This window comes from Ancylobacter sp., from assembly GCF_965279025.1.
In the GTDB taxonomy this organism is placed as follows: domain Bacteria; phylum Pseudomonadota; class Alphaproteobacteria; order Rhizobiales; family Xanthobacteraceae; genus Ancylobacter.
Map to the genome: position 1 here is coordinate 1114450 of NZ_OZ257132.1, position 16155 is coordinate 1130604.

Here is a 16155-nt window from a genome sequence, read left to right on the forward strand (position 1 = left end):
GCCAAGGGCAGACCCGCATCCCGGACCAGCGACGCCGCAGGCAGTCCCGTGTCCCGGACCAGCGACGCCAAAGGCGGAGCGCCGCGCCGGGACCCAGCAAAGACTCTTCAGCGAACCCCATCTCCGCACCCCATCCCCGTCACATCGTCATGCCCGGGCATCCACGACGTGGACCGGGCGCTTGGGGAAAGGAAGGCGCGGATGCCGGGCCACCCATGACGGGCAGGGGCGGAGCGCGCGCCCTCAGATCGGCCTCGACGCACGTAGCCACCATCCCGGCTCGGTCCTGTGGACCGTCCGGGAGGACGCTATGTCGCTCACTTCAGCGGCACCCAGATGTCGATGACCAGATTGTCTTCCGGCGTGGTGCGCGGGTCGGAACGGTATTCCTCGACATAGAGGTCCTGCGCTTCCAGATCCTTGGCGTCGAGCAGATTGGCGATCTGCTCATAGGTAGGGTCCATCGCATCATAGGGCCCGCGATGGGTGAAGCGCAGCGCCTTGCCGGCCGGCGAGGCGGAGAACTCCATGCCGTTCTGCGGCTTCTCCACCGTCGCCCCCTCGAACGGCACCGCCGCCTCGAAGTCGAAGCCGAGATCGTCGGTCGCCGTGTAGATGATGAAGGAGGCGCCGTTCGGCTTCAGCTTCAGCCGCGCCATCTCGGCGTCGATTTCCCCAAGCGTCGCGACGATGGTCTTGAACGCGTCGTCCCAGCCCGCATGCGCCTTCTTCATCAGCACCGGCACCGGCTGCAGGGTCGCCGGCTCGCCGAAGCCGTCCGGCCGGGTCAGCGGGTCCGGCGCCGGGGCGACATTCTGCGTCTCCACACCGCGCGGGTCGATCATCGGCGGGGCGATCATGTCGTCCTCGTCCAGCGGGGCGGCATCGGGCGCCGGTTTGGGCTCGGCGGGTGCCGGATCGCTGGGTGTGATCTCGGGCGCAGCGGCGGGCGGCGCGCCGGCCGGCGGAGTCTGCGCCCAGAGCGGCGCCGGCAGAGCGAGCGCCGCGAACAGCGCCAACAGTGCCAACAGCCGGCGCGGCAGGGCGCGGGCAGGGAAATTCACCATCATGATCGGTTCACCGGAACGGGCGCGACGCCGAAGACATCTACCCGCGACATCTAGCATTCCCGCCCGCCGCCCGCGACCGGCGCGCGGGACACGGAGCGGTGTTCGTCCGGCCCTGTCGCCGCGACGCGACACTTCTGCAGCGCCATTGGCAGCGCCCCGCCATGCCCGATAAGTCTGGCCAATCCTCGGCGCTTCGCCATATAAGGACCGCACCCTCTTCCGTACTCCCCGGCGGCCCGCCCGCCGCATGCCGCGAAACCGGGCCCATGGCTGCGCTGGAAAACCGACCTTTCGTCAAGATGAACGGCCTCGGCAACGAGATCGTCGTGCTGGATCTGCGCGACGCGCCGCTCGCCGTCCCGCCGCAGGAGGCGCGCGCCCTCGCCCGGCCGGACGTGCTGCCCTTCGACCAGATCATGGCGCTCTACCCGCCGCAGTCCGAGGGCACGCGCGCTTTCGTGCGCATCATCAATGCCGACGGCTCGGAATCGGGCGCCTGCGGCAATGGCACGCGCTGCATCGCGCTCTATGAGGCCGGCCGCACCGGCGAGCGCCACATGGTGTTCGAGAGCGTCGCCGGCCCGCTCGACTGCACGCTGGCGCCGGAGGGCATCACCGTCGACATGGGCGTGCCGCGCTTCGGCTGGCACGACATCCCGCTCGCCGGCCCGGTCACGGATACCCGTGCCATCGAATTGCAGGCCGGCCCGGCGGAAGCGCCGGTGTTGCGCGGCCCCTCCGTGGTGAATGTCGGCAACCCGCACGCCATCTTCTGGGTCGAGGATGTGGAGGCCATCGACCTCGCGTCTCTCGGGCCGGAGCTGGAGCACCACCCGATCTTCCCCGAGCGGGCGAACATCTCGGTGGCGCAGGTCGTCTCGCCCGAGCACATCGTGCTGAAGGTGTGGGAGCGCGGCGTCGGCCTCACCCGTGCCTGCGGCACCGCCGCCTGCGCCACCGCCGTCGCCGCCGCGCGCCTCGGCCTCACCGGCCGGCGCGTCACCCTCACCCTTCCTGGCGGCGATCTCGTCATCGACTGGCGCCCAAGCGACGACCACATATTGATGACCGGCCCGGCCGAGTTCGAGTTCGACGGCCGGCTCACCGCCGCCATGCTCGGCGAAGCCGAGTCCTACGCCGCCATGCTCGGCGAAGCCGAGCCCGCCGGCGCCAGACCCGGCGCCGCGTGACCATGCAGCTGGAGCCAGCGGCGCCCCTGTCCCCGGTCGAGGTCGTCACCTTCGGCTGCCGGCTGAACGCGCTCGATTCCGCCACCGCCAAGTCCATGGCCGAAGCGGCCGGGCTCGAGAACGTGGTGGTGGTCAACACCTGCGCCGTCACCGCCGAGGCGGTGAAGCAGGCGCGCCAGACCATTCGCCGGCTCAAGCGCGAGGCCCCCTCCCGCCGCATTCTCGTCACCGGCTGCGCCGCGCAGATCGAGCCCGCTGGCTTCGCCGAGATGCCGGAGGTCGACCGCGTGCTCGGCAATGCCGAGAAGACCGCGCCGGACGCCTGGCGCGCCACCCGCACCGCCCTCGATTCCGGACACGATTTCGGCCTCGGCCGCGACGCGAAGATCGCCGTCAGCGACATCATGGCGGTGCGCGAGACGGCGGGCCACCTGCTCGCCGGCCCGGCCGACACCATCGAGGGGCACACCCGCGCCTTCGTGCAGGTGCAGGATGGCTGCGACCACCGCTGCACCTTCTGCGTCATCCCCTATGGCCGGGGAAACTCCCGCTCCGTGCCGATGGGCGCCGTGGTGGCGCGGGTGCGCCAGCTGATGACCGAGGGCGCGCGCGAAATCGTACTCACCGGCGTCGACCTCACCTCCTATGGCGCCGATCTTCCCGGCGCGCCGCGCCTCGGCACGCTGGTGCGCACGCTGCTGCGCCACGCGCCGGAGCTGCCCCGGCTGCGGCTCTCCTCCATCGATTCGGTCGAGGTCGATGAAGAACTGCTGCGCGCGCTCGCCGAGGAGGAGCGGCTGATGCCGCATCTGCACCTCTCGCTGCAGGCCGGCGACGACCTCATTCTCAAACGCATGAAGCGCCGCCATCTGCGCGCCGACGCCATCCGCTTCTCCGCGCAGATCCGCCGGCTGCGGCCGGATGTGGTGTTCGGCGCCGATCTCATCGCCGGCTTTCCCACCGAGACCGAGACCCAGTTCCGGGCCTCGCTCGACCTCGTGGATGCCTGCGGGCTGACGCATCTGCACGTCTTCCCCTTCTCCCCCCGCCCCGGCACGCCGGCCGCGCGCATGCCGCCCGTCGCGCCCGGGCTGGCGAAGGAGAGGGCGCGACGCCTGCGCGAAAAAGGCCAGCACGCGCTGCTGCGCCACCTCGCCGGCGAAGTCGGGGCGCGCCGCGACGTGCTGGCGGAGCGCGGCGGCCTCGCCCGCACGCCGAGTTTCACCCCGGTGCGCCTTTCCACCCCGCTGGCGCCCGGCACGCTCACCCAACTCCGCATCGCCGGCCATGACGGCGTTCGGCTGATCGCGGCATGACCGACATGAACGACGACACGACCAGCACCCGCCCCGGCTTCTGGAAACGCCTGACCCAGGGGCTGACGCGCACCGCCACCGGCCTGTCCACCGGCATCACCGACCTGTTCACCAAGCGCAAGCTCGACGCCGACACGCTGGAGGATCTGGAGGACATGCTCATCCGCGCCGATCTCGGCGTCGAGACGAGCGCGCGCATCGCTGCGGCGGTCGGAAAAGGGCGCTACGACAAGACCATAGAGCCCGATGAGGTGCGGAGCGTGGTCGCCGCCGAGATCGAGGCGGTGCTGAAGCCGGTCGCGGTGCCGCTGGTCTTCGCCAGCGACAGCAAGCCCTTCGTGCTGCTGATGGTCGGCGTCAACGGTTCCGGCAAGACCACCACCATCGGCAAGCTCGCCGCCACGCTGAAGGCGCAGGGGCGCAAGGTCGTGCTCGCCGCCGGCGACACGTTCCGCGCCGCCGCGATCGAGCAGCTGAAGGTCTGGGCCGACCGCACCGGCGCCACCGTCGTCTCCCGTGCGCCGGGCGCCGACGCCGCCGGCGTCGCCTATGACGGGCTGCAGCAGGCCCGGGCCGAGGGAGCCGACGTGCTGATCATCGACACCGCCGGCCGGCTGCAGAACCGGGTGGAGCTGATGGCGGAGCTTGAAAAGGTCGTCCGCGTCATCAAAAAGCAGGATGCCACCGCCCCGCACGCCGTGGTGCTGACCCTCGACGCCACGGTGGGGCAGAACGCCCTCCAGCAGGTGGAGGCGTTCAAGCGGGTGGCCGGCGTCACCGGCCTCGTCATGACCAAGCTGGACGGCACGGCGCGTGGCGGCATTCTCGTCGCCCTTGCCGCGAAACACGGCTTGCCCGTGCATCTCATCGGCGTCGGCGAGGGCGTCGACGACCTGCAACCTTTCGAGGCGCGCGACTTTGCCCGCGCCATCGTCGGATTGGAGAACTGACCATGAGCGATTCATCGTCCGGCACGCCGCCCGCAACGCCGCCCGCCACGCCTCTGCGCACCATGCATCCGCTGCTCAAATTCGCGCTGGAGCTGGGGCCGCTCGTTGTCTTCTTCATCGCCAATGGGCGCGGCGGCATCTACCTCGCCACCGGCGCCTTCATGGTCGCCACCTTCGCCGCGCTGGCGGTGATGTGGATCATCGCGCGCAAGATCGCGGTCATGCCGCTGGTGTCGGCGGGCGTGGTTCTGGTGTTCGGCACCCTCACTCTGGTGCTGCAGGACGACCACTTCATCAAGATGAAGCCGACGCTGGTCAACGCGCTGTTCGGCATCGCCCTGCTCGGCGGCCTGTGGCTGCGCAAGCCGCTGCTGCCCTATGTGCTCGGCGACGTGTTCGTGCTGACCGACGAAGGCTGGCGCGTGCTCACCATACGCTGGGGCGTGTTCTTCCTGGTCATGGCGGTGCTGAACGAAATCGTCTGGCGCAGCGTCTCGACCGATACCTGGGTGGCGTTCAAGACCTTCGGCTATCTCCCGCTGACGCTGGTCTTCGCCATGGCGCAGATGCCGCTGATGACCCGCCACGCCCCGCCCGAGAGCAAGGGCCAGGGCGACAGGCCCTGACGGCGGGCTTTTCGCCCGCCGCCGGTCGTTTTCAGGGACACGGATTGCCGCGCCGCTGGTGCACGGCGTCGATGCGCGCCAGCACATCGGGCGCCAGCACCAGATCGACCGCGTCGATATCGGTGGCGAGCTGCGCCATCGTCGTCGCGCCGATGATGACAGAGGTCACGAAATCGCGCGTCAGGCAGAAGGCGATGGCCATCTGCGAGGGGTCGAGCCCAGCGTCGCGGGCAATGGCGAGGTAATCCTCGATCGCCTCCTCCGCCCCCGGCACCTGATAGCGCACCGCCCGCTGGAACAGCGCCGTGCGCGAGCCCTCGGGCAGCGCGCCGTTCTGGTACTTGCCGGTGAGATAGCCCTGCCCGAGCGGCGAATAGGCCAGCAGGCTGACATCTTCGCGCAGGCTCACCTCGGCCAGCGCCGTCTCATAGGTGCGGTTCAGCAGATTATAGGCGTTCTGCAGCGAGACGGGGCGCGGCCCGCCGGTGCGCTCCGCCTCGGCCAGGAACGACATCGTGCCCCAGGCGCTCTCATTGGACAGCCCGAAATGGCGGATCTTGCCTTCGGTCACCAGCTCGCCAAACGCCGCGAGCGTCTCGGCGATCGGGGTTTCCGCGCCGGGCGCACGCTTCCAGCGGGTCGGGTTGGCGCCGAACACATCCACCGGCCGGCCCGGCCAGTGCAGCTGGTAGAGGTCGATATAGTCGGTCTGCAGCCGCGTCAGGCTCTTCTCCACCGCCTCGCGGATCTGCCCGCGCGTCGGGCGCGCCGGCGACCCGTCGTCGCGGAACCAGGTCATCTGCGACAGGCCGCACGCCTTGGTGGCGAGGATCACCTTGTCACGGTTGCCGCGCGCCTTGAACCAGCTGCCGATGATGCGCTCGGTCGAGCCCTGCGTCTCGGGCTTGGGCGGAATGGAATAGAGTTCGGCGGTGTCGAAGAAATTGATGCCGCGGTCGAGGGCGGCGTCCATCTGCGCATGGCCTTCCGCCTCGGTGTTCTGCTCGCCATAGGTCATGGTGCCGAGACAGATCGAGGAGACCTCGAGGCCGGTGCGGCCGAGCGGGCGATACTGCATGTCGGTGCTTTTCGGGAAAAAGAGGAAAGGAGATGCGCGCAAGATAGGTAGCCGCGCGCCGCCCGGCAACCGGCCGGGCCGCCCTCATGGCCGGGAGCCGCCGGCGGGCAACCGCGCCTCGGCCGCGATGTCCGCGAAAGCCGCCGTCAGCGCCGGCTCGACCCGCGCGGCTCCATAGGCGGACAGGTGGTCGCCATCGATGTAATAGGCCCCGTCGCGGTCGCCCCACACATAGCGCCCGTCGCGGGCGAACAGCGCGTCGAAGGACAGCACCCACACCTTGGCGCCGCGCAGCTTCTCCAGCGTCGCCTCGGCGAAGGCCTGCATCGTCTCGTCCGCCGCGATCTCCACCGAGCTGTCCCGCACCGCGCGGGCGAATCTTTCCGCGTCGACGCCGCCATCGACGCCGAGCAGCACCGCCTGCTCGATCACCTTGCGCGGCAGCACGTCCTGCTCGGGCAGTTGGTCGATCAGCACCACCGTGGCGCCGAGCGCGAGATAGTCCTGCACCGTCGCGGCCACATGGCTGGCGAAGGTCGCGCGCGAGACGGCGAGCGAGGGAAAGCTCGCATCGCCTTCCGGTGCCAGCGCGAAGCCGCGCCGTCCCTCGCGGCCGGCATAGACCGACCAGCGGGCGGCCAGCACCACGACATCGAACCCGCCCTGCCGGACCGCCTCCATCTGGTCGCGCGCCGCCTGCTCGCACACGCCGATGTCGAAGATCGCGCGGTGCAGCGACACGTGGTTGATCGGCGGGCAGCTCAGCTGCGCCATCTGGTAGACGGCATGGCGCTCGCCCACCCCGGCAAAGGCGGGCAGCAGGGCCAGCGAGTGGCTGTCGCCGATCACCAGGATGCGCAGCTCGGGGTTTGCCGGCGTGTAGACGGCGCAGAGCTGGGGCCGGTGCGGTCCCTCGCCGGCCGGCGCGCACCGGCGGTCCAGCGTCCCCATCCGCAGGGACGCCAGCAGCGTCGCGCCATAGGAGCCGGGTTCGATACCCGCGAGGCGGGAGGGGATGCCGCCGCTGACGCTGGCATAGGCGCCGAAGCCGGCAAAGACCGCGCCCGCCACCGCGCTGGCCGCGAACACCGCCCGCCGGGTCGGCAGCAGCGGCCGCCCGCGCCGGAACGGCTGCTCGACAAAGCGCCAGCTCAGATAGGCGAGCCCCAGCGACAACGCCGCCAGCCCCATCATCAGCGCCGGCGCCGGCTCGGCCAGCGCCCGGATCCGGGCGAAGGCGAACAGCGGCTGGTGCCAGAGATAGGCGCTGTAGCTGATCAGCCCGATGCCCACCAGAGCCCGCGCCGACAGCACCCGCGCGACGAACGTCCCCTTATGCGCGTACATCACGATCAGCGCCGCCCCGCCCACCGGCACCAGCGCGTAAAGGCTGGGGAACGGCGTCGCCGCATCGAAGGCGAAGATCGCGAACACGATCATCGCCAGCCCCAGCGCGCTCAGCACATTGTTCGGCCGGGCATGGCTGGCGGCGAGAAATCCGCAGATCGAGCCGGCCAGCAGCTCCCAGATGCGGAACTGCGGCAGGTAGAAATTCGCCCGCGGCGCAAAGCGCCAGCCCCATTCGGTGGCGGCGAGGCTCACCACCGCCGTCGCCACCACCAGCCAGAACACGGTGCGCCGGCCGAAGCGCCACAGCAAAGCCAGGCTCAGCGGCGCGATCAGGTAATATTGCTCCTCGACCGCCAGGCTCCAGGTGTGCAGCAGCGGCTTCAGCTCGGCGGCGGCGGCGAAATAGCTGCCTTCCTCGCTCCAGAACAGGAAGTTCGAGACGAAGAACACCACCGCCGTGACGCTGCGGCCGAAATCGCGCAACTGGTCGGGGATCATCCACAGCAGCGCGAAGGGCACGCACGCCGCCATCACCACGAACAGCGCCGGCAGGATGCGCCGCGCCCGCCGCTCGTAGAACCGCCCGATGGAGAAGGTGCCGGCCTCGATCTCCGCCAGCAGGATCATCGTGATCAGGTAGCCGCTGATCACGAAGAACACGTCGACGCCCACATACCCGCCCGAGAACGCCCCGAAGCCAGCGTGGAACAGGATCACGGGAACAACGGCAACCGCACGCAACCCGTCGATCTCGTCGCGATACGTCATGCGCTCTCCGGCACCGGGCCGCTGCCGCCTCAGGGAGTGCGCAGGCTACGCGAAATCTCGTCGAACGCCGCCGTCATCGCCGGCGCCAGCATGGCGGCGCCATAGGCGGTGAGATGATCGGTGTCGCCATAGAACGCCCCGTTCCGGTCGCCGGCGAGATAGCGCCCGTCATGCGCGAACAGCTCGTCGAAGGACAGCACCCACACCTTGTCGCCGCGCAGCCGATCCAGCACGCTCTCGGAATAGCCCTGGCGGCGCGTATTCTCTTCGACCGTCACCGACACCTCCCGCACCGCCTGCTCGAAACGCGTCGCGTCGAGGCCGCCATCGCTCGCGAGCAACGCCGCCTGCTCGACCAGCGCGCGCAGCGGCACGTTCTGCTCCGGCACCTGGTCGATCACCACCACCGCCGCGCCAAGCGCGCGATACTCCGCCACGGTGGCGGGCAGCAGCGTCTCGAAGGTCTCCCGCGGAGGCGCATAGGGGCGGCCGGCCTCCGGCGCGAGAATGTAATAGCGGCCGCCTTGCTGGGTGTAGAGCGACCAGCGGGCCACCAGCACCACCACGTCGAAGTGCCCGTCCCGCACCGCCTCCATCTGCGCCTGCGTCATGCCCGGGCAGGCCCCCGGCGCCAATATGCCGGTGCGCACTTCCGCATGGCGGATCGGCGGGCAGCCGCCAATGCCGAGCCGGTAGACGGCGTTGCGCTGCCCCACCCCGGCGAAGGCCGGCAGCAGCGTGCCCGAATGGCTGTCGCCGATCACCAGGATGCGCAGTTCCGGGTCCGGCGGGTCGAAGGCCGGGCACAACCGGGCGCGACCTGCCGCGTCGAGCATGTCGATCCCGTCATAGCAGTCGCCGAGCAGCCTGTTGTGACGCACCGAGGCGAGCAGCGTCGCGCCATAGGAGCCGGGTTCGATACCCGCGAGGCGGGAGGGGATGCCGCCGCTGACGCTGGCATAGGCGCCGAAGCCGGCAAAGACCGCGCCCGCCACCGCGCTGGCCGCGAACACCGCCCGCCGGGTCGGCAGCAGCGGCCGCCCGCGCCGGAACGGCTGCTCGACAAAGCGCCAGCTCAGATAGGCGAGCCCCAGCGACAACGCCGCCAGCCCCATCATCAGCGCCGGCGCCGGCTCGGCCAGCGCCCGGATCCGGGCGAAGGCGAACAGCGGCTGGTGCCAGAGATAGGCGCTGTAGCTGATCAGCCCGATGCCCACCAGAGCCCGCGCCGACAGCACCCGCGCGACGAACGTCCCCTTATGCGCGTACATCACGATCAGCGCCGCCCCGCCCACCGGCACCAGCGCGTAAAGGCTGGGGAACGGCGTCGCCGCATCGAAGGCGAAGATCGCGAACACGATCATCGCCAGCCCCAGCGCGCTCAGCACATTGTTCGGGCGGGCATGGCTGGCGGCGAGAAATCCGCAGATCGAGCCGGCCAGCAGCTCCCAGATGCGGAACTGCGGCAGGTAGAAATTCGCCCGCGGCGCAAAGCGCCAGCCCCATTCGGTGGCGGCGAGGCTCACCACCGCCGTCGCCACCACCAGCCAGAACACGGTGCGCCGGCCGAAGCGCCACAGCAAAGCCAGGCTCAGCGGCGCGATCAGGTAATATTGCTCCTCGACCGCCAGGCTCCAGGTGTGCAGCAGCGGCTTCAGCTCGGCGGCGGCGGCGAAATAGCTGCCTTCCTCGCTCCAGAACAGGAAGTTCGAGACGAAGAACACCACCGCCGTGACGCTGCGGCCGAAATCGCGCAACTGGTCGGGGATCATCCACAGCAGCGCGAAGGGCACGCACGCCGCCATCACCACGAACAGCGCCGGCAGGATGCGCCGCGCCCGCCGCTCGTAGAACCGCCCGATGGAGAAGGTGCCGGCCTCGATCTCCGCCAGCAGGATCATCGTGATCAGGTAGCCGCTGATCACGAAGAACACGTCGACGCCCACATACCCGCCCGAGAACGCCCCGAAGCCAGCGTGGAACAGGATCACGGGAACAACGGCAACCGCACGCAACCCGTCGATCTCGCTACGGTATTTCATATGCCCCCGGCACAGGCAGAACACGGCACGTCGGCCCCAGGCCGAGCGATACCCCACCCGAACCCCAGCGTCGATAACCGGGCGGCAACAGTTCGTCACATTTGGAAACAGTCCCCGCGCCACCCCCGGCCGCGCGGGCAGGCTCAGCCGGGGTCGGCCGATCCCGGCGCAGCGGTGCCAGGGGCGCCATTGGCGGCCGGAACGGGGGCCTTCAGCGTGGCGAGGAAGGCTTCGACGCTCGGCAGCATGCGCCCGACGATGATGTCCACCCCGGCGGCGGTCGGGTGCACGCCGTCCGGCTGGTTCAGCCCCGTGTTGCCCGCTACCCCGTCGAGGAAGAACGGGTAGAGCGGCACGTCATATTTCGCCGCCAGCCGCTCATAGATCGGGTCGAAGCGCTTCTGATAGGCCGCGCCGAGATTGGGCGGCGCCTGCATGCCGGCCATCAGCACGGGAACGCCGCGCGCCTTCAGACGCGCCAATATGGTATCGAGCGAACGCTCGGGAATCGCCGGGTCGAGCCCGCGCAGGGCATCATTGGCGCCGAGTTCGAGGATCACCCCGTCGGTTCCGTCGGGGATAGACCAGTCGAGCCGGGCGAGGCCGGCGCTGGTGGTGTCGCCCGAGACGCCGGCATTCACGATCACAACGTCGTGTCCCTTGGCCTTCAGCGCGTCCTGCAGCCGGACCGCGAACGACTTGCTGGCGGGGAGGCCATAGCCGGCGGTCAGGCTGTCGCCGAACGCCACGATGCGCAGCGGTTCGGCCATCGCCGGGGTGGAAGCGCCGGCCGCCGCGCCGAACAAGGCGAGGCCGCCGAGAGCGAGGAGCCGATGGAGCAATCGTGACACGGGCCTACCCTTTCGGAAACGGTGCAGCGCAGCATATGGTGCGCCAGATGCCGGCCGCAAAATGGCGATGCCGTTCCCGCACCGGAACAGACGCGAAAAAGAGCCCCATGCCTCCAATGACCAAGCCTCCCGTCACGATGCCGTCGGCCCGGGTGCCGACAGGCGCGCAGACCGCCACCGCCATCCGCCTCGACGGCGTGGAACTCTCCCTCGGCAGCGGTGCGGCGCGCGTGCACATCCTCAAGGGCGTGTCGCTGGCCATACGCCAGGGCGAGGCCGTCGGTCTTGTCGGCCCCTCCGGTTCGGGCAAGTCGAGCCTGTTGATGGTGCTCGCCGGGCTGGAGCGGGCGGACGCCGGACGGGTCGAGGTGGCGGGACAGGAGCTGACAGGGCTGAACGAGGACGCCCTCGCGCGCTTTCGCGGCCGCCATGTCGGCATCGTCTTCCAGGCCTTCCATCTCATCCCCACCATGACGGCGGTGGAGAATGTCGCCGTGCCGCTGGAACTCGCCGGCCGTGCCGACGCCTTCGAGCGCGCCGCCGCCGAGCTGACCGCCGTGGGCCTCGGCGCGCGTCTCGACCATTACCCCTCCCAGCTTTCCGGCGGCGAGCAGCAGCGCGTCGCCGTTGCCCGCGCGCTGGCACCCGAGCCCCGCATCCTCGTCGCCGACGAGCCGACCGGCAATCTCGACGAGGCGACCGGCAAGCAGATCATGGACCTGCTGTTCGAGGCGCAGGCGCGGCGCGGCGCCACGCTGGTCATCGTCACCCATGACGCGACGCTCGCCCGCCGCTGCGACCGCACGGTGCGGCTGCGCTCGGGCGCCGTCGAGCCCGAGGAAGCGCTGGCCGGGGCCGGCGCATGAGCACCGGAGAGGTTTCGACCCCGGCGGCGGAAGCCGGCCGGGTGGCCCTGCTGCGCCGTCCCGGCCGCCGCACGCTGCCGCTGCGCTTCGCCCTGCGCGAACTGCGCGGCGGCCTGCGCGGCTTCGCCGTGTTCCTGGCCTGCCTCGCGCTCGGTGTCGCGGCCATTGCCGGTGTCGGCGCCTTCTCGCGCGCCCTGACCGATGGCCTCGCCCGCGAGGGCACGACGCTGCTCGGCGGCGACGCCGCCTTCACCCTGGTGCAGCGCGAGGCGAGCCCGCAGGAATATGCGCTCATCGCCGCCGGCGGGCCGGTCTCAACCATCGCCACGCTGCGCGCCATGGCGCGCGCCGGCAGCGGCGAATCGCTCGACGCCACGCTGGCGGAAGTGAAGGCGGTGGACGGCGTCTACCCGATGGTCGGCACGCTCGACATCGAACCGCCGCAGCCGCTCGCCGGGGCGCTCGCCGCCGAGGGCGACGCCTTCGGCGCGCTCGTCGACCCCTCGCTCGCCGACCGGCTGCAGCTCAAGACCGGCGACCGCTTCCAGCTCGGCGAGGCGACGCTCATCCTCAAGGGCACGCTGGCGCGCGAGCCGGACCTGCTCTCCACCGGCATCGGCTTCGGCCCGCGCGTGTTGGTGTCGCTCGACGCGCTGCGCGCCACCGACCTGCTGCAGCCCGGCTCGCTGGTGCGCTGGCACTACCGGGTGAAGATGGACCGCCCGGCGGAACTCGCCGGCTTCGTCGACGGCGTGCAGAAAGGCGCGCCCGAGGCGGGCTTCGAGGCCCGCACCCGCGACGCGGCCGCGCCCCGGCTGGAGAACAACGTCCGCCGCTTCACCGAATATCTCACCCTTGTCGGCCTTACCGCGCTGCTCGTCGGCGGGGTCGGCGTCGCCAATGCGGTGAAGAGCCATCTCGACGCCAAGCGCGGCGTCATCGCCACCTTCAAGAGCCTCGGCGCGCCGGGGGTGACGGTGTTCGCGATCTATCTCGCCGAGGTCGGCCTCATCGCCCTGATCGGCATCGGCATCGGCATCGTCGTCGGTTCCGCCCTGCCCTTCCTCGCCGATGCCGCCTTCGGCCATTTGCTGCCGATCGCCATCGAGCCGAGCCTGCAGCCGAGGGCGATCCTGCTTGCGCTGGCCTATGGCGCGCTGATCGCGCTGGCCTTCGCCCTGTGGCCGCTGGGGCTCGCCCATGACGTACCGGTCTCGGCGCTGTTCCGCGAGCATGTGGAAGGCGCCCGGCGGCGCCCGCGCCTCGTCTATATCGCCCTCACCACGCTGGCGGCGCTGGCGCTGGCGGGGCTCGCGGTCTACGCGTCGGAGCAGCGTTATGTCGCGATGATCTATCTCGCGGCGGCGGCGAGCGTGCTGGTGACGCTGCGCCTCGTCGCGGCCGGCATCATGGCGGTGGCCCGCCGTCTGCCGCGCCCGCGCTCCACCGCGCTGCGTCTCGCGCTCGCCAACATCCACCGGCCGGCGGCGCTCACCCCCACCATCGTGCTGTCGCTCGGCCTCGGCCTGACGCTGCTGGTGACGCTGGCGCTGATCGACCGCAGCCTGACGCGCGAGCTCACCTCGCGCCTGCCCACCGAGGCGCCGAGCTTCTTCTTCCTCGACATCCAGAACAGCGAGACCGACACCTTCGTGCGCTTCCTGCACGAGAAGGCGCCGGAGGGCGAGGTCGAAGTCGTGCCGATGCTGCGCGGGCGCATTGTCACGCTCGGCGGGCGCCCGGTGGAAAGCCTCGATCCGCCGGCGGAATTCGCCTGGGTGCTGTCCTCCGACCGGGGCATCACCTATGCGCAGGGCCTCCCCGAGGGCTCCGTTCTCGCCAGCGGCGAGTGGTGGCCGGCCGATTATGCCGGCCCGCCGCTGGTCTCCTTCGAGCGCGAGATCGCCGACGCCTTCGGCCTGAAGATCGGCGACGAGGTGACGGTGAACGTGCTCGGCCGCTCCATCACCGCCACCATCGCCAATCTGCGCGACGTGGAATGGGAGCGGCTCGCCATCAATTTCGTCATGGTCTATTCGCCCAACACCTTCGCCGGCGCGCCGCACACCTCGCTGGCCACCCTCACCCTGCCGGAGGGCGGCGATGTCGGCACCGAGCGCAGCCTCGGCCGCGCCGTGGCGACCGACTTTCCCGCCGTCACCGCCGTGCGGGTGAAGGAGGCGCTGACCCAGATCGGCGAGATCGTCGCCAATCTGCTCATCGCCATTCGCGGCGCCAGCCTCGTCACCCTGCTCTCCAGCGTGCTGGTGCTCGCCGGCGCGCTGGCGGCGGGCCAGCATCATCGCGTCTATGACGCCGTGATCCTGAAGACGCTCGGCGCCACGCGGGCGCGGCTGGTGGCCGCCTATGCGCTGGAATATGCCGCGCTCGGCCTCGTCACCGCCGTGGTGGCGGTCGGGGCGGGCACGGCGGCGGCCTATGTGGTGGTGGTGTATGTGATGAAGCTCGGTTTCGCCTGGTCCACCGGCGCGGCGCTCGGCGCGGTGGCGGTGGCGCTGGTGCTCACCGTCGGCTTCGGTCTCGTCGGCACCTGGCGGGCATTGGGACAGAAACCGGCGCGCATCCTGCGCAATCTGTGAGTGCGAATCGGCAGAACCCGCTGCCCCAGCGTCATTCCTGTCGCAAACTTCACTTGCGGCAGGCCGATGCGCCCCTCATATTCACGCTGAGTTCCCACACTCCCCGGCATGTCGCTGGTGGCGGGGTGGGTCACGGGATTATCGGGAGAGAATCCGACCATGTCCGACTTTAACCGCAACGTCTCCGTGCCGCGCTTCGGGGCGACCGCGGCCCGGACGCAGGCCGATATCGACCAGGGCCTGCGCGCCTATATGCTGCGCGTCTACAACTACATGACGCTCGGCCTGGCCATCACCGGCGCGGCGGCGCTGGGCATCTACATGCTCGCCGTCTCCAGCACGCCGACCGAATATCAGTTGGCCGGCATCTACCTCACCGAGACCGGCGCCGCGCTGTTCAGCAGCCCGCTGCGCTGGGTGGTGATGTTCGCCCCGCTGGCGGCCGTGATGTTCCTCAGCTTCCGGGTGGACCGGCTGAGCGTCGGCGTCGCGCAGACCATCTTCTGGGTCTATGCCGCGCTCGTCGGCGTGTCGCTGGCCAGCATCTTCCTGGTCTACACGCATGAGAGCATCGTCCGGGTGTTCTTCATCACCGCAGCGGCGTTCGGCGGGTTGAGCCTCTATGGCTACACCACCTCGCGCAGCCTCTCGGGCCTCGGCTCGTTCCTGATCATGGGCCTCATCGGCATCCTGGTCGCGATGGTGGTGAACATCTTCCTCGGCTCCTCGATGCTGCAGTTCATCATCTCGGTGGCGGGCGTCCTCGTGTTCGCCGGCCTCACCGCCTATGACACGCAGCGCATCAAGGAAATGTACTTCGCCGGTGACGACGACGTCGTCGCGGGCCGCAAGGCCATCATGGGCGCGCTGACCCTGTATCTCGACTTCATCAACATGTTCCTGATGCTGCTGCAGTTGTTCGGCAACCGGAACAACTGAGCCGCCGCAGCGCTCCACTGACCACCGAAGCCCCGGCCCCGCGCCGGGGCTTTTTCGTTTCCGCGGCCCTCCGCCCTGCCGCATTTCCGTTACGGAATGACTCTAGGCTTCGCCCTCGCCAGCAAGAACGAGGAGGAAACCATGAGCTATGTCGACGGATTCGTCGTCGCCGTGCCCACCGACAAGAAGGACGCCTACCGCGCCATGGCCGAGAAGGCGGCGCCGATCTTCCTGGAGCACGGCGCGCTACGCGCGGTCGAGGCATGGGGCGACGACGTGCCGGACGGCAAGGTCACCGATTTCCGCAGGGCGGTGAAGGCGACGCCCGAGGAAACCGTGGTGTTCTCCTGGATCGAATGGCCCTCGCGCGCCGCCCGCGACGCCGGCATGAAGGCCTTCATGGAGGATCCGCGCCTGAAGGACATGACCGACATGCCCTTCGACGGCCAGCGCATGATCTTCGGCGGCTTCGCCCCGCTGCTCGACGCCCGCAAGGAGTGAGCCCTTCC

Annotated in this window: 13 protein-coding genes; 8 read left to right on the plus strand and 5 right to left on the minus strand. The window is 70.0% G+C overall.

Annotated elements, in window-relative coordinates:
• Window positions 1-317: 317 nt before the first annotated feature.
• Window positions 318-1070, minus strand: a complete 753-nt coding sequence (locus ACQY76_RS05200) for a GyrI-like domain-containing protein (RefSeq protein WP_428031837.1) — start codon at window positions 1068-1070, stop codon at window positions 318-320.
• Between the two features lie 266 nt (window positions 1071-1336).
• On the opposite strand from ACQY76_RS05200, the gene dapF reads away from it, so the two are divergent.
• The 4 genes from dapF (at window position 1337) to ACQY76_RS05220 (ending at window position 5152) form a co-directional block, all read left to right on the plus strand.
• Entirely contained in the window at window positions 1337-2260 is a 924-nt protein-coding gene (dapF, locus tag ACQY76_RS05205) for a diaminopimelate epimerase (RefSeq protein ID WP_428031838.1), read from the plus strand.
• A 2-nt stretch (window positions 2261-2262) separates the two neighbouring features.
• Window positions 2263-3576 (plus strand): tRNA (N(6)-L-threonylcarbamoyladenosine(37)-C(2))-methylthiotransferase MtaB, encoded by a 1314-nt coding sequence (gene mtaB / locus ACQY76_RS05210; RefSeq protein WP_428032938.1) that lies wholly within the window; start codon window positions 2263-2265, stop codon window positions 3574-3576.
• Window positions 3573-4526 carry a signal recognition particle-docking protein FtsY gene (ftsY, locus tag ACQY76_RS05215; protein ID WP_428031839.1) on the plus strand — a complete coding sequence of 318 codons (954 nt, stop codon included), beginning with the start codon at window positions 3573-3575 and terminating at the stop codon, window positions 4524-4526. The genes mtaB and ftsY overlap by 4 nt, the downstream gene beginning before the upstream one ends.
• A 62-nt stretch (window positions 4527-4588) precedes the next feature.
• Window positions 4589-5152: a septation protein A gene (locus ACQY76_RS05220; protein WP_428032939.1), complete on the plus strand. Its 564-nt coding sequence runs from the start codon at window positions 4589-4591 to the stop codon at window positions 5150-5152.
• Window positions 5153-5183: 31 nt separating this feature from the next.
• Here ACQY76_RS05220 and ACQY76_RS05225 read toward each other — a convergent pair whose 3' ends face one another.
• The 4 genes from ACQY76_RS05225 to ACQY76_RS05240 all read right to left on the minus strand — a co-directional run bounded on the left by ACQY76_RS05225 (window position 5184) and on the right by ACQY76_RS05240 (window position 11268).
• Window positions 5184-6230, minus strand: a complete 1047-nt coding sequence (locus tag ACQY76_RS05225) for an aldo/keto reductase (RefSeq protein WP_428031840.1) — start codon at window positions 6228-6230, stop codon at window positions 5184-5186.
• Window positions 6231-6314: 84 nt separating this feature from the next.
• The gene (locus ACQY76_RS05230; RefSeq protein WP_428031841.1) at window positions 6315-8348 is read right to left on the minus strand and encodes an acyltransferase family protein; all 2034 of its coding nucleotides are present in this window, start codon (window positions 8346-8348) and stop codon (window positions 6315-6317) included.
• 29 nt (window positions 8349-8377) lie between these two features.
• Window positions 8378-10390 (minus strand): acyltransferase family protein, encoded by a 2013-nt coding sequence (locus ACQY76_RS05235; RefSeq protein ID WP_428031842.1) that lies wholly within the window; start codon window positions 10388-10390, stop codon window positions 8378-8380.
• Window positions 10391-10533: 143 nt separating this feature from the next.
• Window positions 10534-11268 (minus strand): arylesterase, encoded by a 735-nt coding sequence (locus ACQY76_RS05240; RefSeq protein WP_428032940.1) that lies wholly within the window; start codon window positions 11266-11268, stop codon window positions 10534-10536.
• A 110-nt stretch (window positions 11269-11378) separates the two neighbouring features.
• Between ACQY76_RS05240 and ACQY76_RS05245 the strand changes: the two genes are divergently transcribed.
• From ACQY76_RS05245 to ACQY76_RS05260, 4 genes are all read left to right on the plus strand, one after another.
• A complete protein-coding gene (locus tag ACQY76_RS05245; RefSeq protein WP_428032941.1) occupies window positions 11379-12107 on the plus strand; it encodes an ABC transporter ATP-binding protein in 729 nt (242 codons plus the stop codon).
• The gene (locus ACQY76_RS05250; protein WP_428031843.1) at window positions 12104-14707 is read left to right on the plus strand and encodes an ABC transporter permease; all 2604 of its coding nucleotides are present in this window, start codon (window positions 12104-12106) and stop codon (window positions 14705-14707) included. The genes ACQY76_RS05245 and ACQY76_RS05250 overlap by 4 nt, the downstream gene beginning before the upstream one ends.
• Window positions 14708-14866: 159 nt before the next feature.
• Window positions 14867-15646 carry a Bax inhibitor-1/YccA family protein gene (locus ACQY76_RS05255; RefSeq protein ID WP_428031844.1) on the plus strand — a complete coding sequence of 260 codons (780 nt, stop codon included), beginning with the start codon at window positions 14867-14869 and terminating at the stop codon, window positions 15644-15646.
• Between the two features lie 141 nt (window positions 15647-15787).
• Window positions 15788-16147: a DUF1428 domain-containing protein gene (locus ACQY76_RS05260; RefSeq protein ID WP_428031845.1), complete on the plus strand. Its 360-nt coding sequence runs from the start codon at window positions 15788-15790 to the stop codon at window positions 16145-16147.
• Window positions 16148-16155 lie beyond the last annotated feature (8 nt).